This is a genomic window from Nonomuraea sp. NPDC050680, assembly GCF_040654555.1.
Taxonomy (GTDB): Bacteria; Actinomycetota; Actinomycetes; order Streptosporangiales; family Streptosporangiaceae; genus Nonomuraea.
Map to the genome: position 1 here is coordinate 447724 of NZ_JBFAIF010000003.1, position 21205 is coordinate 468928.

21 protein-coding genes are annotated in these 21205 nt (G+C 70.5%); 11 read left to right on the forward strand and 10 right to left on the reverse strand.

What is annotated here, in order from left to right; translation table 11 throughout:
• Positions 1-8 precede the first annotated feature (8 nt).
• Positions 9-719, reverse strand: coding sequence for an FCD domain-containing protein (locus AB0H88_RS13270; RefSeq protein WP_357643880.1), 711 nt, complete (start codon positions 717-719; stop codon positions 9-11).
• Between the two features lie 189 nt (positions 720-908).
• Here AB0H88_RS13270 and AB0H88_RS13275 point away from each other — a divergent pair, with 189 nt between their 5' ends.
• From AB0H88_RS13275 to AB0H88_RS13305, 7 genes are all read left to right on the forward strand, one after another.
• Complete coding sequence (locus AB0H88_RS13275) at positions 909-2516, forward strand: ABC transporter substrate-binding protein (protein WP_357643882.1); 1608 nt, start codon at positions 909-911, stop codon at positions 2514-2516.
• A 4-nt stretch (positions 2517-2520) separates the two neighbouring features.
• The gene (locus AB0H88_RS13280) at positions 2521-3480 is read left to right on the forward strand and encodes an ABC transporter permease (protein ID WP_357643883.1); all 960 of its coding nucleotides are present in this window, start codon (positions 2521-2523) and stop codon (positions 3478-3480) included.
• Complete coding sequence (locus AB0H88_RS13285) at positions 3480-5414, forward strand: dipeptide/oligopeptide/nickel ABC transporter permease/ATP-binding protein (protein WP_357643885.1); 1935 nt, start codon at positions 3480-3482, stop codon at positions 5412-5414. The genes AB0H88_RS13280 and AB0H88_RS13285 overlap by 1 nt, the downstream gene beginning before the upstream one ends.
• Positions 5407-6396, forward strand: coding sequence for an ABC transporter ATP-binding protein (locus tag AB0H88_RS13290; protein WP_357643887.1), 990 nt, complete (start codon positions 5407-5409; stop codon positions 6394-6396). Before AB0H88_RS13285 ends, AB0H88_RS13290 begins: the two co-directional genes overlap by 8 nt.
• A complete protein-coding gene (locus tag AB0H88_RS13295; protein ID WP_357643889.1) occupies positions 6393-7298 on the forward strand; it encodes a dihydrodipicolinate synthase family protein in 906 nt (301 codons plus the stop codon). Before AB0H88_RS13290 ends, AB0H88_RS13295 begins: the two co-directional genes overlap by 4 nt.
• Before the next feature lie 66 nt (positions 7299-7364).
• Positions 7365-8051, forward strand: a complete 687-nt coding sequence (locus AB0H88_RS13300; RefSeq protein WP_357643891.1) for a hemerythrin domain-containing protein — start codon at positions 7365-7367, stop codon at positions 8049-8051.
• Complete coding sequence (locus AB0H88_RS13305) at positions 8048-8545, forward strand: DUF4232 domain-containing protein (protein ID WP_357643893.1); 498 nt, start codon at positions 8048-8050, stop codon at positions 8543-8545. The genes AB0H88_RS13300 and AB0H88_RS13305 overlap by 4 nt, the downstream gene beginning before the upstream one ends.
• 73 nt (positions 8546-8618) lie before the next feature.
• Here the strand turns inward: AB0H88_RS13305 and AB0H88_RS13310 are convergent, their stop codons facing one another.
• The 3 genes from AB0H88_RS13310 to AB0H88_RS13320 form a co-directional block, all read right to left on the reverse strand.
• Entirely contained in the window at positions 8619-9563 is a 945-nt protein-coding gene (locus tag AB0H88_RS13310) for a sugar kinase (RefSeq protein ID WP_357643895.1), read from the reverse strand.
• A 507-nt stretch (positions 9564-10070) separates the two neighbouring features.
• On the reverse strand, positions 10071-12002 hold the full coding sequence (locus AB0H88_RS13315; protein WP_357643896.1) for a protein kinase: 1932 nt from the start codon (positions 12000-12002) through the stop codon (positions 10071-10073).
• Between the two features lie 92 nt (positions 12003-12094).
• Positions 12095-12649, reverse strand: coding sequence for a GNAT family protein (locus AB0H88_RS13320; protein ID WP_357643898.1), 555 nt, complete (start codon positions 12647-12649; stop codon positions 12095-12097).
• Positions 12650-12760: 111 nt separating this feature from the next.
• On the opposite strand from AB0H88_RS13320, the gene AB0H88_RS13325 reads away from it, so the two are divergent.
• The gene (locus tag AB0H88_RS13325; RefSeq protein WP_357643900.1) at positions 12761-13042 is read left to right on the forward strand and encodes a hypothetical protein; all 282 of its coding nucleotides are present in this window, start codon (positions 12761-12763) and stop codon (positions 13040-13042) included.
• A gap of 59 nt (positions 13043-13101) precedes the next feature.
• Here AB0H88_RS13325 and AB0H88_RS13330 read toward each other — a convergent pair whose 3' ends face one another.
• The 3 genes from AB0H88_RS13330 to AB0H88_RS13340 form a co-directional block, all read right to left on the reverse strand.
• Positions 13102-14928, reverse strand: a complete 1827-nt coding sequence (locus AB0H88_RS13330) for a transketolase (protein ID WP_357643902.1) — start codon at positions 14926-14928, stop codon at positions 13102-13104.
• 73 nt (positions 14929-15001) lie between these two features.
• Positions 15002-16057: an SDR family oxidoreductase gene (locus tag AB0H88_RS13335; protein ID WP_357643904.1), complete on the reverse strand. Its 1056-nt coding sequence runs from the start codon at positions 16055-16057 to the stop codon at positions 15002-15004.
• Positions 16058-16062: 5 nt separating this feature from the next.
• On the reverse strand, positions 16063-16335 hold the full coding sequence (locus AB0H88_RS13340) for a hypothetical protein (protein WP_357643905.1): 273 nt from the start codon (positions 16333-16335) through the stop codon (positions 16063-16065).
• A gap of 55 nt (positions 16336-16390) precedes the next feature.
• On the opposite strand from AB0H88_RS13340, the gene AB0H88_RS13345 reads away from it, so the two are divergent.
• From AB0H88_RS13345 to AB0H88_RS13355, 3 genes are read left to right on the forward strand one after another with little or no spacing between them, the layout of a single operon-like run.
• Positions 16391-17383, forward strand: a complete 993-nt coding sequence (locus AB0H88_RS13345; RefSeq protein WP_357643907.1) for a DNA topoisomerase IB — start codon at positions 16391-16393, stop codon at positions 17381-17383.
• Positions 17384-17430: 47 nt separating this feature from the next.
• On the forward strand, positions 17431-17679 hold the full coding sequence (locus AB0H88_RS13350; protein WP_357643909.1) for a BON domain-containing protein: 249 nt from the start codon (positions 17431-17433) through the stop codon (positions 17677-17679).
• The gene (locus AB0H88_RS13355) at positions 17672-18397 is read left to right on the forward strand and encodes a metallophosphoesterase (RefSeq protein WP_357643911.1); all 726 of its coding nucleotides are present in this window, start codon (positions 17672-17674) and stop codon (positions 18395-18397) included. The genes AB0H88_RS13350 and AB0H88_RS13355 overlap by 8 nt, the downstream gene beginning before the upstream one ends.
• A 120-nt stretch (positions 18398-18517) precedes the next feature.
• On the opposite strand, the gene AB0H88_RS13360 is transcribed toward AB0H88_RS13355, so the two are convergent.
• The 3 genes from AB0H88_RS13360 to AB0H88_RS13370 form a co-directional block, all read right to left on the reverse strand.
• Positions 18518-20302 (reverse strand): SpoIIE family protein phosphatase, encoded by a 1785-nt coding sequence (locus tag AB0H88_RS13360; protein ID WP_357643913.1) that lies wholly within the window; start codon positions 20300-20302, stop codon positions 18518-18520.
• 136 nt (positions 20303-20438) lie between these two features.
• Positions 20439-20588 carry a GPGG-motif small membrane protein gene (locus AB0H88_RS13365; RefSeq protein ID WP_165959640.1) on the reverse strand — a complete coding sequence of 50 codons (150 nt, stop codon included), beginning with the start codon at positions 20586-20588 and terminating at the stop codon, positions 20439-20441.
• Between the two features lie 101 nt (positions 20589-20689).
• Complete coding sequence (locus AB0H88_RS13370) at positions 20690-21175, reverse strand: DUF1360 domain-containing protein (RefSeq protein ID WP_357643916.1); 486 nt, start codon at positions 21173-21175, stop codon at positions 20690-20692.
• Between the last annotated feature and the right edge of the window lie 30 nt (positions 21176-21205).

The following is a 21205-nucleotide window of genomic DNA, read 5'->3' on the forward strand; positions in this document are numbered from 1 at the left end:
AGACCCCGTCAGCGGGTGTGCAGGCGGGCCAACCGGTTGCGGACGCCGTCGAAGTGGGCGAAGACCGCCGCCACAGCTGCGGTCTTGTCTCCGGCCTGTACGGCCGTGTAGATGTCGCGATGTCGCTTGGCCACGTCCGCCGGGGGCTCGTCGGGCGTGCCGAGCCGGTCGCGCAGCTGGTGGTACACATCCCAGAACGCCCCGAGTAGCTGGCTGACCAGCGGGTTGCCGAGCGGGCGGTAGAGCAGGTCGTGGAAGAGCCGGTCCGTCTCCGGTGACACGTCGCCGACCAGCGCCTCGCTCTCCATGCGGGCCATCACGTCGGCCACCGGGGTCAGGTCGGCCTCGGGGCCCAGGTCGATGAGCCGCTGGACCAGGCCGGCCTCCAGGATCTCGCGGATCTCGGTGAGGTGGGTGAGGTGGCTCTTGCCGTCCTGGAGGGTGATGCGGCTGTGGAAGGCCAGCTCGTCGACCAGCCCGGCCAGCGACATCCGGCCCACGAACATGCCGAAGCCGTGACGGATGTCGACGATCCCGACGGCCTGGAGCGCCTTGAGCGCCTCACGGACGGAGTTGCGGCTGACCCGGAGCTCTTCCATGAGCTCGGTTTCGGTGGGCAGGGGATCACCCGCCACGAGCCCGCGCCGCAGGATGAGCTCTTTGACGCCCTCCTGGGCCTCGACGGCACGGCTGGGCCGCGGGCGCGGGACAGTGGTCATGAAAAATCCCTTCGTCGTAAGCGCTTAGGTAACATTCCGGAAATCTCCTGTTGACCTCAACCGGGTCCGGCCCATAGCGTCCACCCTACGCACAACATAGGACATGGGATGTCCCACGTTCTACATTAGGACCGCATACCGCGGCCTAATGCGGATCGCAGGATCTGCACCAACCCCCAGGAGGCATCCGTGAGCTCTGAGTTCAGCCGCCGTGACTTCCTGCGCTACAGCGGGGCCACGGGTGCGGCGGCGTTCATCGCCACCACCCTCTCCGCCTGCTCGGGTGGCCCGGCCTCGACCGGTTCGGTCGGCGCCGGATCCAACAAGGACCTGATCACCGCCGTCATCGGCTATGGCAACGACCAGAGCTGGGACCCGACGCAGACGGCCTCGGCCTTCGCGATGGCCGGCATCCAGCACGTCTACGAGGGCCTGCTCGACACCGACCCGATCACCCGCGAGCCGTTCCCGGCTCTGGCGACCGCGCTGCCGACGGACCTGAACGCCACCTCGTGGAAGTTCACCCTCCGCGACGGCGCGAAGTGGCACGACGGTCAGCCGGTGACCGCCGACGACGTGGTCTTCACCTTCCAGCGCATCCTCGACCCGGAAGCCAACGTGCTGACCGGTAACTTCTTCAAGTCCTGGCTCCAGGAAGTGAAGAAGATCGACGACAAGAACGTCGAGCTGGTCTTCAAGTTCGCCTTCCCCGACGCGGCGCCCAGGCTGACCATCGCCAAGATCATGCCCAAGCACGTCTTCAGCCAGCCGGGCGCCTGGGACCAGGCCAAGACCGGTAAGGCCGTCGGCTCGGGGCCGTACAAGCAGACCGCGCACAACCCCAAGAGCAACACCACCTTCGAGGCGTTCGCCGATTACAACGGGCCGCGCCCGGCGACCGTCAAGAAGATGAACTGGCTGACGATCGTGGACGCGGCGGCTCGCGTCGCGAAGATCTCCGGCGGCTCGGCCGAGGCGCAGATCGCCGACAACATCCCGTACGCCAACGTCGAGCAGCTCAAGCAGCAGGGGCTGAGCGTCGAGGGCGGCGCGGGGATGAACCACATGTTCCTGATGTTCAACACCGGGACCAAGCCGTTCGACGACGTCCGCGTACGCCAGGCGCTGCACTACGCCATCGACAAGAAGAAGCTGATCGACGTGGCCCTCAAGGGGCACGGCACCGCCTCCAGCTCCTTCCTCAACGAGGGCCACCCCGACCACAAGCGGGCCTCGGTCGTCTACGACTTCGACCAGGAGAAGGCCAAGGCGCTGCTCAAAGAGGCGGGCGTGACCAACCTGACGGTCAACCTGATGGCCGTCAACGTGAGCTGGATCGCCGACTGCCTGCCGACCATCGCCGCCTCCTGGGAGGCGATCGGCGTCAAGACGACGCTGGAGCCGCAGGACACGGCCGCGCTGTTCGCCAAGATGGACCAGTTCCAGGACTACCAGGTGGTCGCGGCGGCCTCGAACCCCAACCAGTTCGGCATGGACGCCGACCTGATCATGCGCTACAACTTCGTGGCCGGCGGCCTGTGGATGAAGTACAGCCACTGGGGCGACAGCAAGGACGCCAAGACCCTGTTCGCCCAGATGGACGAGGCCACCAAAGAGCCCGACAAGGCGGCCAAGACTGCGAAGGTCCAGAAATATCTGGATCTCATCGCCGAGCAGGCGGTCCTCTACCCCGTCGTCCACACCGAGCTGATGACCGCCTGGGATCCGAAGAAGCTGACCGGCATCCGCGCGCAGGCGTACCCGGGCATCAACGTGCTCCAGGCCAAGCGCACCTGAGCCCATGGCCTTCATCGTCAGAATGCTCCTCCGGCGGATCCTCGTTCTGGTTCCGCTGGTGCTCGGGGTCGCCGCGTTCGTGTTCATCGTGATGCGCTTCTCCAACAGCAAGCCGGAGTACGCCTACTTCCAGGGCGCGAACCCGACCCCCGAGCAGATCCACCAGTTCCAGGTCGAGAACGGCCTGCTCGACCCGCTGCCGCTGCGCTACCTGCGCTTCGTCGGCGACCTGGTCCGCGGCGACCTGGGCACCAGCGTGCTCACCAAGAAGCCGGTGCTCGAGTCGGTCACGACCGCGCTGCCGCTGACGCTCCAGCTCACGCTGCTCGGCCTGCTCGTCGCGGTCGTGCTGGCGCTGATCTTCGGCGTCACCGGGGCGCTGTTCCGCGACCGCTGGCCCGACCAGGTCATCCGCATCGTGTCCCTGGTCGGGGTCGCGGCTCCGGCCTTCTGGCTGGCGCTGCTGATGATCCAGTGGCTCGCGGTGGGGGAGGGGCTGTTCCCGACCGGCGGCTACATCAACCCCGCCGACTCGACGAGTGGCTGGCTGCGCTCGATGACGCTGCCCGCGCTGTCGCTGTCGCTGCCGGTCGCGGCCCAGCTCACCAGGATCATCCGCACCTCGATGGTGGAGGAGCTCGACCGCGACTACGTACGCACCGCGATCGGCAGCGGGCTGCCGCCGATCGTGGTGGTGGGCCGCAACGTGTTGCGTAACGCGCTGATCAACCCGCTGACCGTGCTCGGCCTGCGCATCGGCTACCTGATCGGCGGCGCGGTGGTCATCGAGCAGATCTACGGCCTGCCGGGCATGGGTCAGCTCATGATCAACGCGGTGCGCGACGGCGACCCCGCGGTCGTGCAGGGCGTCGTACTGACCGTCGCGGTCGGCTTCATGGTCGTCAACCTGCTGGTCGACGTCCTGTACCTGCTGGTCAACCCCAGGCTCAGGAGCGCCACCTGATGAGACGTGGACTGACCGAACGCCTCGCCAAGCCGGGCGTCGTCTTCAGACGGCTCCGGCCGATGTCGTGGATCGCCGTGGGCATCCTCGCCCTGATCGTGCTGGCCGCGCTGCTCGCGCCGATGATCGCGCCGCATTCGCCGTACTTCCAGGAGGTCGCCGGCGGCGGCCCGTCCGCGAGTCACTGGATGGGCCTGGACAGCGCCAACCGCGACATCCTGTCCAGGCTCCTGTACGGCGCCCGCTGGTCGCTGCTCATCGGCCTCGGCGCGACCGTCCTGGCCCTGGTCGTGGGGGCCGTCATCGGCGCCGCCGCGGCCACCTCCCGCCGGGCCGTCGACGAGACGATCATGCGTCTGCTCGACGTGATCATGGCCTTCCCCGGCATCGCGCTGGCCGCGGTGCTGGTGGCGGTGTTCGGCGGCAGCATCCCGGTGCTGGTGATGGCGATGGCCTTCCTCTACATGCCTTCGGTGGCGCGGGTCGTACGGGCCAACGTGATCGCCCAGTACGGCGAGGACTACGTCGCGGCCGAGCGGATCATCGGAGCCCGCACCCCGCACATCCTGATCCGGCACATCGCCATCAACTGCGCCGCGCCGGTGCTGGTGTTCTGCACGGTGATGGTGGCCGACGTGATCGTGTTCGAGGCGTCGCTGTCGTTCATCGGCGCCGGAGTACGCCCGCCGAACCCGTCGTGGGGCAGCGTCATCGCCGACGGCAGGAACATGGTGCTGCTCGGCGGCTGGTGGGCCACGGTCTTCCCCGGCCTGCTCATCCTGATCACCGTGCTCGCCCTGAACATCCTGTCCGAGGGCATCTCCGACGCCTGGGCCGCGCCCGCCACCCGCAAGGCCGCCATCAAGAAGGACGACGCGTTCGAGGCGGCCCGGCCGGGCTCCGGCGAGATCGTCGAGCTGCCGGGACTGGCCGAAGCCGCCCGCCGACTGGCGGAACGGGCCCGCCCCCTGCCCACGGGCCCGCCGATCCTCGCGGTGGAGCGGCTGCGGATCGGCTTCGCCGAGGGCGTGGACATCGTCGACGGCATCGCCTTCGAGGTACGGCCGGGCGAGGTGCTCGGACTGGTCGGCGAGTCGGGCTGCGGCAAGTCGCTGACCGCGCTGACCATCATGGGCCTGCAGCCCCGCGACGCCCGCGTCAGCGGCCACGTACGCTTCGACCAGCAAGAGCTCCTCTCGCTGCCGCGCCGCGCCCGCCGCCGCCTGCTCGGCCACGAGATGGCGATGATCTACCAGGACGCGCTCTCCTCGCTGAACCCGGCCATGACCATCAAGGCCCAGCTCAAGCAGGTCACCCGCCGTGGCGGCCGCCGGACACCGGCCGAACTGCTCGAACTGGTCGGCCTGGACGCCCGCCGTACCCTGTCCTCCTACCCGCACGAGCTGTCCGGCGGGCAGCGGCAGCGGGTGCTGATCGCGATGGCGCTGTCGCGCGAGCCCAAGCTGATCGTCGCCGACGAGCCCACCACCGCGCTCGACGTGACCGTCCAGGCACAGGTCATCGAGCTGCTGCTGGAACTGCGCGCGGAGCTCGGGTTCGCGCTGATCCTCGTCTCGCACGACCTCGCGCTGATCGCCGACGTCACCGACCGCGTGGTCGTCATGTACGGCGGGCAGATCGTGGAGACCGGCGCCACGGCGACCCTGGTCGGCGCGCCCGCCCACCATTACGCGCGCGGGCTGCTCGGCTCGGTGCTGTCGCTGGAGTCGGGGGCCGAGCGGCTGACGCAGATCCCCGGCGTGGTGCCCGCGGCGGCGGACTTCCCGGCCGGCTGCCGCTTCGCCGACCGGTGCCCGATGGCCACGGACGTATGCCGTACCGACGCTCCGGCGCTGGAGGGGGACACCCAGCGGCACGCCGTGGCGTGCCACCATCCCGCCGTCGTCCTCGTGGGGAGTGATCAGCGTGCTTGACCTCAAGGACGTGCACGTCGTGCACAAGGCCCGCTCGGGCGGGGTGTTCTCGCGGGACCGCGTCTACGCGCTGACCGAGGCGAACCTCTCGGTCAGCCCCGGCGAGACGGTCGGCGTCGTGGGGGAGTCGGGCTGCGGCAAGTCCACGCTGGCCAAGGTGCTGGTCGGCCTGCAACGGCCGACCTCGGGCACCGTGACCTTCCGGGGCAAGGACCTGTGGGCGCTCAAGGAGACGGAGCGGCGGGGGCTGATCGGCTCCAGCGTCGGGATGATATTTCAGGACCCGTCCACGGCGCTGAACCGGCGGCTGCCCGTCAGCAAGGTGCTGCGCGACCCGCTCAACGTGCACGGGCGCGGCACCCCGGCCGAGCGGGACGCCCGGGTCCGCGAGCTCCTCGACCTGGTCGGCCTGCCCGCCGGGGCGGCCGATCTGCTGCCCGGCCAGCTGTCCGGCGGGCAGCGGCAGCGCGTGGCCATCGCCAGGGCGCTGGCCCTCGAACCCGACCTGCTCATCGCCGACGAGCCGACCAGCGCCCTTGACGTCTCCGTACGGGCGCAGATACTCAACCTGCTGCTCGATCTGAAGGAGCGGCTCGGACTGGCGCTGGTGTTCGTCTCGCACGACATCCAGACGGTCCGGCGGATGAGCGACCGGGTGGTGACCATGTACCTGGGCAGGATCGTCGAGCAGACGCCCGCGCACGCCGTACCCCTGAACGCCCGGCACCCCTACACGCGGGCGCTGTTCTCCGCCACGCCGGGACTGATCTCCCCGATCAACCCGATCCCGCTGGTCGGCGTCGTGCCCTCGGCCACCAGGCCGCCGAGCGGCTGCCCGTTCCGCACCCGATGCTGGCGGGCGGACGAGGAGTGCGGCGCGGCCTGGCCCGCGGCGCGGACCGACGCCGACCACCTCTTCCACTGCTACCACCCGGTGGCGCCGGGAGCGACCGACCTCGAACTGATCCAGGAGCACGCATGACATTGACCGGTGTGATCCCCCCGGTGTGCACCCCGATGACCGCCGACGGCCAGGTGGACGCCGCGTCGCTGATCCGGCTGGTGGACCACCTGCTCGACGGCGGGGTGGACGGGCTGTTCGTGCTCGGGTCGTCGTCGGAGGTGGCCTACCTGCCCGACGCCCAGCGCCGGGTGGTGCTCGACACCGTGGTCGGTCATGTGGGCGGACGGGTGCCGGTGCTGGCGGGGGTGATCGACATGACCACGCCGCGGGTGCTCGAACACGTGCGGGTCGCGGTCGAGGCCGGGGTGTCGGGGCTGGTGGCGACGGCGCCGTTCTACACGCGCACCCATCCCACCGAGATTCAGACACATTTCCGGACCATCAGCGCTGAGAGCGGATTGCCGGTCTACGCCTATGACCTGCCGGTCGCCGTGCACACCAAGCTGACCGCCGAGCTGCTGCTGGGACTGGCCGCCGAGGGAGTGCTGGCCGGGGTCAAGGATTCGAGCGGGGACGACGGCGGCCTGCGGCAGGTGATCCTGGGCCGTGAGGCGCCGTTCAGCGTGCTGACCGGGTCCGAGGTGACGGTGGACTCCGCCCTGTGGATGGGCGCCGACGGGGTGGTGCCCGGCCTGGGCAATGTGGATCCCCACGGGTACGTCCGGCTCTACCAGGCGGCGCGACAGGGCGACTGGGAGGCGGCCCGGCTGGAGCAGGAGCGGCTGGTACGGCTGTTCGAGATCGTCACGGTCGGCGGCGGCCGGATGGGCGGCAGCTCGTCGGGGCTCGGCGCCTTCAAGGCCGCGCTGCACCTGCGCGGCGTCATCGACCACCCGGCCACCGCGCTGCCGCAGGTCCCGCTGAACGACGAGGAGACCGGCCGCGTCGGCAAGCACCTGGCCGCGGCGGGCCTGCTGTAACAGCAGGCCCCATGGCTTGGATCAGTGGTCAATCGGATGGCAATCGGCGCCCCGCATCCTGTCCTGGTGACTACTGACAACGCCCCTGCCATCTGGGAGATGGTGGTCGTCCACCGCGCGTTCCGGCGCGAGTTCAGGCTGGCTCCCGAGCTGGTCCGGCAGGTGGCCCCCGGCGACACCGAGCGGGCCGCCACGCTGGCCGCCTACCTGGGCGAGATCCTGGTCGGCCTGCACCACCACCACGAGGCCGAGGACAAGCTGCTCTGGCCGGTGCTCCTGCGCCGCGTACAGCTGGAGAGCGTCCTCATCCGCACGATGGAGGAGCAGCACGAGCGTGTCGCCGACCACATCTCCGTGCTGGAGGAGCTGCTGCCCGCCTGGCGGGCCGAGGCCGACGCCGACCGGAGAGACCGGCTCGCCGACACGCTGACGCTGCTCCACGACGAGCTGCTCGTCCACCTCGACCAGGAGGAGGAGCACATCCTGCCGCTCGTCGCCGCGCACCTGACCAAGGCCGAATGGGACACGCTCTCGGAGTACGCCCGCGCCCAGCTGCCCAAGGACCGGCTGCTGATCAACCTTGGCGCGCTGCTGGAGGACGCCACGCCATGGGAGCGCGAGGCATTCCTCCGCCTGATGCCGATGGCCGCCCGTGTCCTGTGGAGGTTGATCGGCCAGCGGCAATACCGGCGCGAATGCCAGAAAGTCCGGCTTAGAACTTTTGGTGTGGTGCACGCGTCAAAAAGCCCATGAAGACGTTCAGGATCGCCGCACTCGTGAGCGGGTTGCTGCTGGTCGGCGGTGCCGCGCCCGCGCTGGCCCAGGAGACCGCACAGCAGGCCGGGGCCCCGGGGCGCTGCTCCGCGCCGCAGCTTCAGGTGCGGCTGGGCAGGGTGGATGCCGGGGCGGGCAACCGCAACGCGCCGCTGGTGTTCACCAACCGGTCGCGGGCCGCGTGCACCCTGCAGGGCTATCCGGGGCTGGTGATGTTCGACAAGCAGGGTGACGCCCTGCGGACCCGCGTCCGCCGGACACCGGGAGCGCGGCCGAAGGTGACGCTCAAGCCTGGCGGCAGCGCCCGCGCCGTCCTCCACTGGACGGTCGTGGAGACCGGCACCGAGACCGCCTGTCCAGGTGCCGCCCGGCTCATGGTCATCCCGCCGGACGAGCGTGCGCACACCGAGATCGCGTTCGCCGTCGACCGCGTGTGCGATCAGGGCCGACTCGACGTCACACCGATCAAGTGACCGACTGGCGGCCCTGATGGCATGCCGTCAGGTGTCCGACCGGCGCAGGCGCGGTCGTGCCGGGGTGGGGTGACTAGCGGCTGACCCCGTCGGCGGGCCGCTGGAGCAGGTTCAGGTCGGCCCGGCTGGGCAGGCTCTCCCAGTCGCCCTGCGAGGTCACCGCGAAGGCCCCGGCCGCGCACGCCGTGCGCAGCCGCCGGTCGGCGTCCGCGCCGGCCAGCCAGTCGGCGAGCCACCCGGCCGCGAACGCGTCCCCGGCGCCGACCGGATCCACCTCCGTCACCCGGAACGGCTGAGCCTGCCGTACGGAGCCGCCGGAGAACTCCAGGGCCCCCTCGGCGCCCGACTTCACCAGCACATGGGCGGGACCGAGCGAGGCGAGCGCCTTGGCCAGGTCGGCGCCGCCTTCGACGTCGGTGACCAGCCGGCCTTCCGCCTCGGTCGCGAACAGCACGTCCACGTCGCCGATCGTCTCGCGCAGCCAGGCGCCGGCCTCCTCGGCCGTCCACAGCGCCCGGCGGTAGTTGACGTCCAGCGACACGAACACCCCGGCGGCGCGGGCCACGGCGATCGCCTGCCGTACGGTCTCGCGGGCGGACGCCGACAGCGCCGGGGTGATCGCGGAGACGTGCAGCACCCGGGCGGCTTGGATGAGCGCGGGGTCGACGTCTTCGGGCGTGATCCGGGAGGCGGCACTCCTCGCCCGGTAGTAGCGGACGTCGACGAGGTCGGCCGTCCGCCGGCCCTTGATCATCAGGCCGGTCGGCGCCTCCGGATCCGTGACGGTCCGGACGTCGACGCCCTCGCCCCGGAGCGTGAAGCGGATCAGCTCGCCGAACTCGTCGGCGCCGACCCGGCTGATCCAGGTGGCGCTGTGACCCAGGCGGCTGACACCGATGGCCACGTTCGACTCGGCGCCGCCGACACCCAGGTCGAAGTCGCGGGCGAAGCGCAGCGGACCGGTGCGCCGGGCCGCGAACAGCGCCATGGTCTCACCGAAGGTCACCAGATCGGTCATCGAGTCGAGCTCCCAGCCATTCGAAGATGCGTGGTGCCGTCGCGGGGGACGTTCGGCCGCCCCACAGGCTACCCGCCGGCAATGGGAACTGTTGTTGGATTTCTCTGGCTCGATCTGTTGCGACGGATGGTAATCGTGCGGGAATTTTCTGTCACAGCCGGGTGCCTGACTGGCGCTCGGTCCCCGCCCCCGTTGGTGTCCGCATCAACGGGAAAGCGTCCGGCGGGGCGGGGGCCCAAGAGGCGCACTTCCTCCAGGAGCGCGCAGTCAGGCCCCGACAACGCGGTTCTCAAACCACGGTCCGCCCGGCTTGCCGGACGGACGCGGCTTCGGCTTGTACCGGATCACTGCCCGGCCCCGGCCGGGTGCGACGAGACTACGCCGATGTCCGCTTTACCTAGGTAAACACAGGGAACCGAAGACGCTACCCGCCGACCAGGAGCGGCATCACGCTGGCGCCGGTGAAGTGCCGGGCCAGCCAAGCGCTTGGTTAGCCCGGCGCCCGGGCTAGCCGAAGATCTGACGCTCGCGCCGGGTGTAGCCCGGCCTCGTGGCGGCCGCCAGCAGACGAAGCGGCCGGCCCGCCCTCGTGAGCAGGCGCGCGGCCTCCTCGGGCGTGGCGTGGCGGAGCAGCCACGGAGTGGTGAAGGCCAGTTCTCGCAGGGTGGCCCGCCTGGCGACCTGCCGCTCCACCCGTACATAGGCGTCGAACGGCACGAACCGGAAGACGATCGGGAACAGCTCCGACTCCTCCTCGGTGAGGTGCTCCTCGAGCGGCGCCAGCAGCTCGCCCAGCTCCCGGCCGAGCGCGCCCGGGTCGCCGGTCAGCGCGCCGCGGCAGCGGTCCAGCAGCGGGCCGAACGCCTGGTGGCCGGCGCCGTAGGGGGTCAGGTCGACGGACTGGCCCGCGGCGCGCTGGATGGCCGGCCACAGCAGGTCGCGCTCGTTGGCGTGGTGGTGGTCGACCTGGGTCAGCAGCGAGGCCGCGTAGCCGCGCACCGCCCTGCCCCTGGCCGCGCCGAGCTCGGCGGACCCGGTCAGCAGCTCGGCGAGCCGCCGCAGGTCGGTCAGCATGGCGCGATGGACGACGTACATCGAGGTGAGGTCCGGCATCGAGGTGAGACCGGGCGCCGGGGTCGGGTCCGGCGTCGAGGTGAGACCGGGCGCCGAGGTCGGGTCCGGCGTCGAGGTGAGACCGGGCATCGAGGCCGGGTCCGGCATCGGGACGGGGTCGGTCCGGGGCGCGCCGTGTTCGCGAGCGGAGGCCGCCCGCCGGGCCGCCGGGCCGTTCGTCCGCCGGGCCGGCGCGTCGCCTGAGCGGCGGCTCGCCGCGTCGTGCGCCGCCCAGTCGCGCAGCCGGGGCCAGGCGCGGAAGAGCGCGGCGCTGGCCGGGACGACCCGGTCGTCACTGATCGCCACCAGCTTGCCCACCTCGGTCGTGATGGGCTCGACCCGGACGCTGAGCCGTACCAGCAGACCGGCGGCGACCAGACGGGTCAGCACGCCCCGCTCGTCGCCGTCGTCCTTGACCTCCTCGCCGTCGAGCAGGCGCAGCAGCAGGCCGGGCAGCTCACCCTGCTGCGCCGGGGTGAGCGAGGCGTACACCTCCTCGGCCACCTCGCCGAGCGAGCGCGGGCCGGTCAGCCCGGCGGGCGGACGCAGCTCGGCCGGACCGGCACCGAGCACTTGCCCGGCGCGTCCGCCGCCGCCGCGCGCCGGCAGCTCCGTGGCGGCGGGGCGGTCGGCCGGGTTCTTCGCCAGGGCGCGTGCCACCAGGTCGCGCAGCCGCGGCGGCAGCTCGCCGAGGTCCGGGTCGACGGTCAGCAGCCGGTGCATGATCGCGCCGAGGCTCTCGCCCTGGAACGGGTCGCGGCCGGTGGCCGCGTAGAGCACGACCGCGCCCCAGGCGAACACGTCGGCCGCCGTCCCGGCCCGCTGTCCGGTGAGCACCTCGGGCGCCAGGTAGGTGTGCCGCACGCCGACCGGGTCGCCGGCCGCCATGCCGTAGTCGATCACTCGCGGGCCGTCGGGGGCGAGCAGGACGTTCTCGGGCTTCAGGTCGCGATGGGTGATGCCCGCCTCGTGCAGCGTCCTGAGCGCGGTCGCCAGGGCGAGCGCGAGCGCGAGCAGCTCGTCACCCGCGTACGGCCCGTGGACGGCCACCGCCTGCCGCAGATCGGGCCCGTCGGCGAACTCGCTGACGATGTAGGGTCGCTCGCTGTCGAGGCCGACGCCGACCACCCGGGCCAGGTGGCGCGGCTTGATCAGGCCGACGGCCTCGGCGAGCTGCCTGGTGACCTCGCCCCGAGGCACCTTGATCGCGAACCGGCGGCCTTCGTCGTTGCAGGCGTCGTAGACCACCCCGCGCCCGCCCGCGCCAAGCCGCCCGGCCAGCCAGTAGCCGCCAAGTCTCTCGGGGTCACCGGGCACCAAGCGCATAGTCACTGCTGCTTAGATGCACGAAATCGTGATTTGGTTGCAAGACGTCACAGGTCCCCCGCGCGCCCCGGAGGACCCGTGCGTCATGATCATTATGTCAGGCTTTCGGATCTTGGCCGCCATTCGGTCCGCAGCACCGACATGGTGATGGCGTCGTGCCACCGGCCGTCCCAGAGCAGCGCGTCACGTTGCACGCCCTCTTCGACGAATCCCACCTTCTTGTAGACGTGCCGGGCGCGGTCGTTGAAGGCGAAGACCTCCAGGCCGATCCGGTGCAGCGGCGTCGTCGTGAAGGCGTGGCCGAGCAGCAGCTCGATGGCCTGCGTGCCGTAGCCCTTGCCGAACGCGCGAGCGCCGATCAGCGCGATCCGCATGCTGCACGCGAGGTTGCCCTCGTCGAGCTCGTTGAGCACGATCTCGCCCACGAAGCGGCCTTCCGCGATGATCGCCAGGTCGAGGCGGTCGGCGTGCTGGCTCCGCGTCGCGTACCAGTGGCGGCTGGCCTCCCGGTCGAACTCGCCGTGCGAGCCGGTGAGCCGCCGCACCTCGGGGTCGGTGACCAGCTCGAACAGATCGTCGGCGTATTCGGGGCCGACCGGGCGCAGGGTCACTCGATCGCCCTGGAGAGTGGGCTTGTCAGCGAACATCCCCCCTCACTATCAAGCCTGCTCAGCAGGGGCAAACTCGACCTGGCCATGACCGCTGGTTTGTTTTTCGACATGGGGATAGAGGTTCATCTTGTCAAGGAGGTAGAAAACATGACCATCGCCGGAAGCATCATCCTCATCATGCTCGGTGCGATTCTCACCTGGGCCGTCGAATTCGATCTTGCCGGAATCGACATCAACGTGGTCGGCGTCATCCTCATGCTGGGTGGTGTGGCCGGCCTGCTGTTCGGGATCTACCGGATCAGCGTGACCCGCAGGGCCGTGGCCCCCATCGACGAGCCGGTGGTCCGTCACGACGTCTACGAGGAGCCCGAGGCTCGCCGGACCACCGTGTACGAGGAACGTCGCCGCTATGACGAGCCGCCCTTGTAGATCCAGAAGGCCAACCCGCGGGCCGGCGCCAAGGCCCGCGGCTTACCCCACACCCCATCTCACAGCACCCGCTTGACCGCCTCGGCTATCGCGTGGCGGTCTATGCGGGCGTCTGCCAGCTGTTCCTGCGGCGTCGCCGACCCGGGCAGCTCCCGTACCGCCAGCTTCACCACCCGCGGCCCGAGCTCGCCGACGGCGTCCTGCACGGCGTCGCCCAGCCCGCCCTCAGGCCGGTGGTCCTCCACGGTGATGAGGGTTCCCGTGGTGGTGGCCGCCTCCATCAGCGCGGCCGTGTCGATCGGCTTGATCGAGTACATGTCGAGCACGCCCACGGGGATCCCCTCGCGGCTCAGCTCGTCGGCCGCCGCGAGCGCCTCGTGCACGGTCACCCCGGCCGCCACGATGGTGGCCCGATCCGCCGCCGACTGCCGCAGCACGGAGGAGCCGCCCACGGGGAAGCGCTCGCCCGGCTCGTAGATCACCGGCAGTCCGCCGCGGCTGGTGCGCAGGTACGACACCCCTGAGATGTCGGCCATCGCGGCCGTCAGCGCGGCGGCCTGGTTGGCGTCGCACGGGTAGAGCACCGTGCTGCCGTACACCGCGCGCATCATGGCCAGGTCCTCCAGCCCCATCTGCGACGGGCCGTCCTCGCCGATCGACACGCCGGAGTGCGAGCCGACCAGCCTGATCGACGCGTGGCTCACCCCGGCCATCCTGATGAAGTCGTACGCCCTGGTCAGGAAGGCCGCGAAAGTGGCGGCGTAAGGGATCCAGCCGCGCACCTGCAGGCCGATCGCCATCGCGACCAGCTGCTGCTCGGCGATGTAGCACTCGATGAAGCGCTCGGGGAACTCCTTGGCGAAGTCCTCGGTCCTGGTCGAGTCGGCCACCTCGCCGTCGACCACGACCACCTCGCCACGGGCCGCGCCCAGCGCGACCAGCGCCGCGCCGAACCCGTCCCTGGTGGCGACCTCGTCACCGGTCTTGTACGCGGGCAGCACCAGCTCCCCGCTGTGGAAGCGGAACGGCTCGCCGGTGGGCTCGGGCGGCCGCACCTCGACCCGCACGTCCCGCTCGCCGCCCAGCTCGCCGATGGCCTTGTCCGGGTCCTTGAGCGCCTTGCCGTGGGCGCCCTCGCGGTTCTCCACCTCCAGGACGCCCTCGCCCTTGCGCGTCTTGGCGAGGATCACGGTCGGCCGCCGGCGCGTGTTGCAGGCGTCGTTCAGCGCGAAGTCGATCTGTCCTGGATCGTGCCCGTCGATCTCGATCGTGTGCCAGCCGAACGCCCCGAACCTGCGGGCGTACGCGCCGGTGTCCCAGCCATGCCTGGTCGGGCCACGCTGCCCCAGCCGGTTGATGTCCACCAGCAACGTCAGGTTCGCCAGCCCCTCGGCTCCCGCCTGCTCGGCGGCCTCCCAAATGGACCCTTCGGCCAGCTCGCTGTCACCGCAGAGCACCCACACCTGGTACGGCAGGCGCTCCAGCCGCCCGGCCGTCGCCACCCCCACCCCGATGGGCAACCCTTGCCCGAGCGAGCCGGTGGCGACGTCCACCCAGGGCAGCTTGGGCGTCGGATGGCCCTCCAAACGGCTGCCGCGCTTCCTGAACGACAGCAGCTCCTCGTCGGTGATCGCGCCCGCGGCCTTGTACAGCGAGTAGAGCAGCGGCGAGGCGTGACCCTTGGAGAAGATGAGATGGTCGTTGGCGGGGTCGCCGGGATTCTGGAAGTCATAGCGCAAGTGGCAGGCGAACAACACCGCCATCAGGTCGGCCGCCGACATCGACGACGTCGGATGGCCGGAGCCGGCGGCGGCCGAGCCGCGTACGGAGTCCACACGCAACTGCGCGGCGAGTTCGGACAGGAAACGCAGATCGCGTTCAGGCATCAGGTCCCTCCTCGTGGTTGCCCCGCCGCCTACCCCTCATGGCCTGCTTAACGCTGGCCGGCCTGAGGCTTCCTCAGCTTCTGGCCCGGCCGAGGGCCGCGAGGCCGGTCGCCGTGGCGGCGGCGGCCAGCGTGAGGAGCACCGCGCGCCGGTGCTGCGAGAGCCAGAGCTGCGGACTGCGGGGGTGCGAGCGCTTGTCGAAGCTGCCGTGCGCGCCGTAGTCGCGATCGTCGTCCACGGGTTCCCAGAGGTTGGCCGCACCGCTGGGCGGCTTCTCGTCCGTCACCTGGGAGTCCACGCCGGTCCGCGCCAGGTAGCGGTCCACCAGGGCGGGGGCGATCCGCTGCGCGACCAGGGTGGCCGCGGTCGTGGCGCCGACCCAGTACTCCTTGCGCTCCGGGTGCTCGGCGGCGTACACGATGCCGCGGGCCGCGACCTCGGGCTGGTAGATCGGCGGCACCGGCTGGGGATGGCGGCGCAGCTTGCTGAGCACCCAGTCGAACTGGGGCGTGTTGACCGCCGGCAGCTGCACCATGGTGATCTTGACGTTGCTGCGGGCCGCCAGGAGCTCGACCCGTACCGACTCGGTGAAGCCCTTGATCGCGTGCTTGGCCCCGCAGTACGCCGACTGCAGCGGGATCCCCCGATACGACAGGGCCGAGCCGGTCTGGACGATGACGCCCCTGTTGCGGGGCCGCATCAGCTCAAGCGCCACCCGCGTGCCCCAGACGTAGCCGAGGTAGGTGACCCTGGTCGTCCGCTCGAACTCCTCCGGCGTGACGTCGGAGAACCTGGCGAACACCGAGGAGAACGCCACGTTGATCCACACGTCGATCGGGCCGATCTCCGCTTCTATGCGCTCGGCCGCCTGGCGTACCTGGTCGTACTCGGCCACGTCCGCCTCATAGACCTGCCCGCTCCCGCCGGCGACGGCCACGTCCACGGCGGCGGCGCCCAGGCCGGTCGTCCCGCGGGCGATCAGCGCAACCTTGGCGCCCTTCGCGCCGAGCTCGCGCACCACCGCGCGGCCCACGCCGCCGCTCGCGCCCGTCACCACGACCACGCGGCCGCGCAGGTCGTCCGTAATATCCGTCTTTGTCGTGAGATTCTCGGCACTCTGTGGCGCCATGAAGGTCAACCCGCCTCTCCTGATCTACCGCGGTGCTGCCGCCGGACGGCCAGCACCATGTCAATGACCGTGGCGATCGCCGCCACGACCGCGATGCCGGTCATCACCGGGGCCCTGGCGATGACACCGAGCACGGCGAACGCGAACAGGAACACCAAGATGAAGGAGCCCACCCTGATGTGCGCCACATCGCGCGGTGTCGCGGGGACCATCGCGTGGGATCGCTCATCCCGGCTCTCTTCCCAACCGTTGTTCTCAGGCATCTTGTCCTCAGGCATATGGCCCACCTGCCCCCGCCGTTTGCCGCTTAACGTCGCGGGTAGCCGCGCTGGCGTGCCTGAACTACGGCCGAGTGACCAGAACGAGCCGGGGATCGCGCGCCGCCGACGCGGTCGCGGGTTCAGCTACCACCGACCCGACGGCGGCGCGGTGCGCGACGCCGGGACGCTGAGCCGGATCAGGGCGCTGGCCATCCCGCCGGCCTGGACCGACGTGTGGATCTGCGCCTCGCCGGACGGGCACCTCCAGGCCGTCGGCACCGACGCCGCCGGGCGCCGGCAGTACCGCTATCACGACGTCTGGCGTGAGCAGCAGGACCGGGAGAAGTTCGACCGGGTACTGGAGCTGGCCGAGCGGCTGCCCGCCTTCCGCGAGACCGTCGAGCAGCAGCTCTCCGGGCGCGGACTGACCAAGGAGCGGGTGCTCGCCGCCGCCGCGCGGCTGCTCGACGTGGGCTTCTTCCGGGTCGGCGGTGAGAGCTACGACTCCTACGGCCTGGCGACGCTCAAGATGGAGCACGTGTCCTGCGGCAAGGGCGTGATCACCTGCTCGTACCCCGCCAAGGGCGACATCTCCCGCGAGATCGAGGTGGCCGACCCGGGGGCGTGCGCGGTGATCAGATCGCTCAAGAGGCTCAGGGCCGAGGGTGAGCTGCTGCGCTACCGGCACAACGGCGGCTGGGCCGACGTGCGCAGCGAGGACATCAACGACTTCCTGCGCGAGACGATCGGCTACGAGGTGACCGCGAAGGACTTCCGCACCTGGCACGCGACCGTGCTGGCGGCCGTGGGGCTGGCGGTCTCCATCCACGCCGGGACCGGCAAGCGGGCGGTCACGCGGGTGATGAAGGAGGTGTCCGAGTATCTCGGCAACACCCCCACGGTCGCTCGCGAGTCCTACGTCGACCCGCGGGTGGTCGAGGCGTACGAGCGGGGCAAGACGATCGCGGGGGCGCTGACCGAGCTCGGCGCCGACGCCGGCTTCGGCCAACTGGCCACGCGTGGCCCGGTGGAACGGGCGGTCATCGGCCTGGTACGCGCCGTTTGAGCGGTTTCCCGCTGGGCATGCGGCGTCTGGAGAAGGAGGAAGTTGCGATGGAAGCTCCGCAGTACGTCGCGGCCAGGGTCCAGCGGGCGCTGGCCGAGGATGCGCGCACGCACGAGCTCGGCATCCGGGTCGACATCAGAGGCGATCAGCTGTTCCTGCGCGGCCAGGTGGACGGCGCCGAACAGCGCGAGCGGCTCGGGACGGTGGCCCACGAGACGGCGCCGGCCCTCCACCTGCACAACGAGATCAAGATCGTGGACATCATCGAGCCCGGAGAGGATGAGCACCTTGACTGACCTGCGAATAGCGGCCGTAGGGGACGTTCACCTGGGCGAGGACAGTCGGGGCCACTACCGGAAGCACCTGGAGGGCATCGAGGAGCGCGCCGACGTGCTGATGCTGGCGGGCGACCTGACCCGCCACGGCACGCTGGAGGAGGGCCGGGTGGTCGCCGACGAGTTCCGTGACCTGCCTGTCACCGTCGTGGCCGTGCTCGGCAACCATGACTACCACTCCGACCAGCAGTACGAGATCGCTTCGGAGCTCCGCGGCGCCGGGGTGACGGTGCTCGACGACGACGGCGCCGTGCTCCAGTGCGGCGAGACGAAGCTGGGCGTGGTCGGCGGCAAGGGCTTCGGCGGCGGGTTCGCGGGCAAGAGCGCGAGCGAGTTCGGCGAGCGGGAGATCAAGAACTTCGTGGCGCACACCCGGCACATCGCCGAGGCGTGGAAGGTGGCGCTGAAGGAGGTTCAGGCCGATCACCGCCTGGTGCTGTCGCACTATTCGCCGATCAAGGAGACGCTGGAGGGCGAGCCGCCCGAGATCTACCCGTTTCTCGGCAGCTACCTGCTGGCCGAGGCGGTCGACACCGCCGGGGCGGACCTCTTCGTGCACGGGCACGCGCACAAGGGCACCGAGAAGGGCATGACGCCCGGCGGGATCAGGGTGCGCAACGTGGCCCTGCCGGTGCTCGGCCGGGCGTACGGGGTCTACTGCCTCGACGACTGCGACTGAGACGACTGGGACTGAGACGACTGGGACTGAGACGACTGGGACTGAGACGGCTGCGACTGAGACGACTGCGACTGAGACGACTGCGACTGATCGAGGCGGGACCGATCGAGGCGGGACCGATCACAGAACGCGGGCGGCGACGATGCAGACGTCGTCGTCCGTGGCCCGGCCGCCCAGGTGCGACAGCACGCAGTCGATCATCTTCTCCGGCTCGTCGCCGACGCACTGGCTCCCGGCCTGGGCGAGGGCGGCGATCCCGGCGTCGAGGTCCTGGCTGCGCCGTTCGATGACGCCGTCGGTGTAGAGCACCAGGGTGTCGTCGGCTTCCAGTTGCGTGGTGGCCAGGCCGTACTGGGCGGCCTCGAAGGCGCCCAGCATGGTGCCGGGTACGCCTTCGAGCAGCTCGGCGTGGCCGTTCCTGACCAGGATCGGCGGCGGATGGCCGGCGTTCGTCCAGGTCAGCGTGCGGTCCATGGGGTCGAAGTGGCCGATGATCGCGGTGCCGGTCACGGTCACACCCTCGTTGGAGTGGACGAGCAGGTCGTTCAGCCAGGTGGTGAGCTGGTTGGCGGGCGCGTGCGTGTAGGCCAGGCCGGCCAGCGCCGAGCGCATCTGCAGCATGAGGCTGGCCGCCGCCAGCCCGTGGCCCATCGCGTCGCCGATCGCCAGCAGCACCCTGCCGTCGGGGATGGGACGGGCCTTGAACCAGTCGCCGCCCAGCCGGGACAGCTCCTCGCCGGGCAGGTAGCGCACCCCGATGGACAGGCCGGGCAGCTGCATCAGCCCCCGGCGTACCGGCAGGATCGTGTTCTGGAGCTGGACCGTGACGCGGTGCTCCTCCTCGGCGCGCTCCCGCTGCCGGGAGGCCTGCGCGTGGGCCACGGCCAGGGCGCGCTCCCTGCGGCGGTTCTTGGTCACGTCCTGGACGAGGAAGCGCACCTTGACGGGCAGCCCGTCGGTGTCGAGCACCGGCTCGCTGACCACGCTGAGGTGTCGTAGCCCGTGCCGGTGCTGGATGCGGAACTCCGTCTCGACCGCCTCGCTGTGCTCCAGGAGTGTGCGCAACTGGTCGTCCACGATGGACAGGTCCTCGGGCACCACCACGAGGGGCAGCTCTTCCAGGGGCAACGGTCCCTCGCCGTGTTCCCTGCCGAACATCTCGTACATCTGCGGCGTCCACAGCGTCCGTTCGGTGGCCAGGTTCCATTCGCCCCAGCCCAGCTCGGCCAGCCGCTGGGCCCGTTCCCAGCCGGCGACCAGCACTTCCTCATCGTCGAGCGCGCGCCAGGTGACCAGCAGGCCGTTGTCCATGCGCACCGCGCGGACGGTCATCGTGGCCGGCCAGAGCATGTGGTCCCGCGCCTCGGCGAACTCCAGCGGCCCCCGGTGCAGCGTCACACCGGTCTCCAGGACGTTCAGGAGGTCGTCGAACAGCCCCGAGCTGGCCGCGCCGGGGCTGGTCTCGATGAGGCGGTGCCCGCGCAGTTCCTCTGGTGTCCGACCGGCCGGCTCGCCGGCTTGCTGGTTGGCGGCCGCGATCAGGAAGTCCACCACGCGGCCCGTGGCGTCGCGCACGGGCGTGAGGAAACAGGCCGGGATGTGCACGCTTTCGAGGACTCCGGTGACCCAGCCGGGCAGCTTGGGCGGCTCGACGGGCTTGTCGGGCGGCCGATCGACCCCCATGGCGACCTCGACCAGCGGAATCCCACTGTCGTGGGCCATCCGTGACAGCTCGTCGGCCGCTTCCGCGGGCCTGATGTTCAGCCGTATCGCCAGCCGGGCGGTGGCCTCGTCGACGATCGCCTCGTTACGCATACGGCGACGCAGCCGCGTCAGCAGCTCGCGAATCCCGGCGGCCGCCGCGCCACAGTCGTAGCGGCCGCCGAACGGCGGGTAATTGCTCACATCCTTCCCATTCCCTACCAGAGGACGGGAAAGAGGTGTATACGTGGCGATATTTCAGCAAAGAGTGGACAGTCCACTGGGCCGGACTCGGAGACCGGCCCAGTGGAGGGGACGGTGTGGCGGGGCGTCACGCCCCTTACACATTGAAGATGCTGACACCGCCGGGACCCACCAGGAAGCCGAGTACGATCAGCACGATTCCCCAGAGAAGGTCGCGCCGGGCCAGGATCACGTAGATCCCGGAGATGACGAGTATGACGGCGATGATCCAGAGCAAAGTAGCCATGAGCCGCCTCTGCCCTCAGCGATCGGCCTTTAACATGCTTTTCTCCGAACCACCAGGTAGAAAGGTGTATAGCCCATTTTCTTGGGCTGCGAAGGGGCTCGTTAATCGGTCGCCTTGATGAGCTTGGCGTAACCCAGCTGGAGCCAGTCGGCGACGGCCACCGCGGTCATCGTCGCTCCCGCCAGCCGGGTGAACCGGGGCGCGAAGACCATCCCGGCCGCGTACGCCGTCGCCGCCCACTGGGCGATGCAGAACGGGCAGCCGAGCAGCTCCCCGATCGCGTTGCGGGGCGTCTCCTTCAGCTCGGCGGGCCCGCTCACTCCCTCGTAGCGGGTGAAGGGCGCGCGTATCGGGCTGGTCACCGGATCCTTGGCGACCAGCCGCGCCACCTTGTGCGTGCAGGCGGCCATCAGCGCCACGTCCATGAACCCGACGTGCTCGGGCGGCCGCCGCCCGGTGAGCGCGGCGGCCGCCACCGCCGTCGCCACCGCGCCGCCGTAGACGGCCATGATCCGTGCGTAGGTGCCGAGTGGCCGGTCGTGCTCGCCCTCGTAGTCCCGTTCGGTCTGCTCCAGGAAGTCGGTCATAGGGGCTGGCGCTACCCTCTGCCTCCGGCT

Coding starts and splice junctions, on each gene's coding strand:
- AB0H88_RS13310 (WP_357643895.1), bottom strand. CDS start 9,563: ATGACCGATCTGGTGACCTTCGGTGAGACCATGGCGCTGTTCGCGGCC.
- AB0H88_RS13365 (WP_165959640.1), bottom strand. CDS start 20,588: ATGGCTACTTTGCTCTGGATCATCGCCGTCATACTCGTCATCTCCGGG.
- AB0H88_RS13350 (WP_357643909.1), top strand. CDS start 17,431: ATGGAAGCTCCGCAGTACGTCGCGGCCAGGGTCCAGCGGGCGCTGGCC.
- AB0H88_RS13320 (WP_357643898.1), bottom strand. CDS start 12,649: ATGTTCGCTGACAAGCCCACTCTCCAGGGCGATCGAGTGACCCTGCGC.
- AB0H88_RS13315 (WP_357643896.1), bottom strand. CDS start 12,002: ATGCGCTTGGTGCCCGGTGACCCCGAGAGACTTGGCGGCTACTGGCTG.
- AB0H88_RS13340 (WP_357643905.1), bottom strand. CDS start 16,335: ATGCCTGAGGACAAGATGCCTGAGAACAACGGTTGGGAAGAGAGCCGG.
- AB0H88_RS13330 (WP_357643902.1), bottom strand. CDS start 14,928: ATGCCTGAACGCGATCTGCGTTTCCTGTCCGAACTCGCCGCGCAGTTG.
- AB0H88_RS13280 (WP_357643883.1), top strand. CDS start 2,521: ATGGCCTTCATCGTCAGAATGCTCCTCCGGCGGATCCTCGTTCTGGTT.
- AB0H88_RS13370 (WP_357643916.1), bottom strand. CDS start 21,175: ATGACCGACTTCCTGGAGCAGACCGAACGGGACTACGAGGGCGAGCAC.
- AB0H88_RS13325 (WP_357643900.1), top strand. CDS start 12,761: ATGACCATCGCCGGAAGCATCATCCTCATCATGCTCGGTGCGATTCTC.
- AB0H88_RS13335 (WP_357643904.1), bottom strand. CDS start 16,057: ATGGCGCCACAGAGTGCCGAGAATCTCACGACAAAGACGGATATTACG.
- AB0H88_RS13305 (WP_357643893.1), top strand. CDS start 8,048: ATGAAGACGTTCAGGATCGCCGCACTCGTGAGCGGGTTGCTGCTGGTC.
- AB0H88_RS13285 (WP_357643885.1), top strand. CDS start 3,480: ATGAGACGTGGACTGACCGAACGCCTCGCCAAGCCGGGCGTCGTCTTC.
- AB0H88_RS13270 (WP_357643880.1), bottom strand. CDS start 719: ATGACCACTGTCCCGCGCCCGCGGCCCAGCCGTGCCGTCGAGGCCCAG.
- AB0H88_RS13295 (WP_357643889.1), top strand. CDS start 6,393: ATGACATTGACCGGTGTGATCCCCCCGGTGTGCACCCCGATGACCGCC.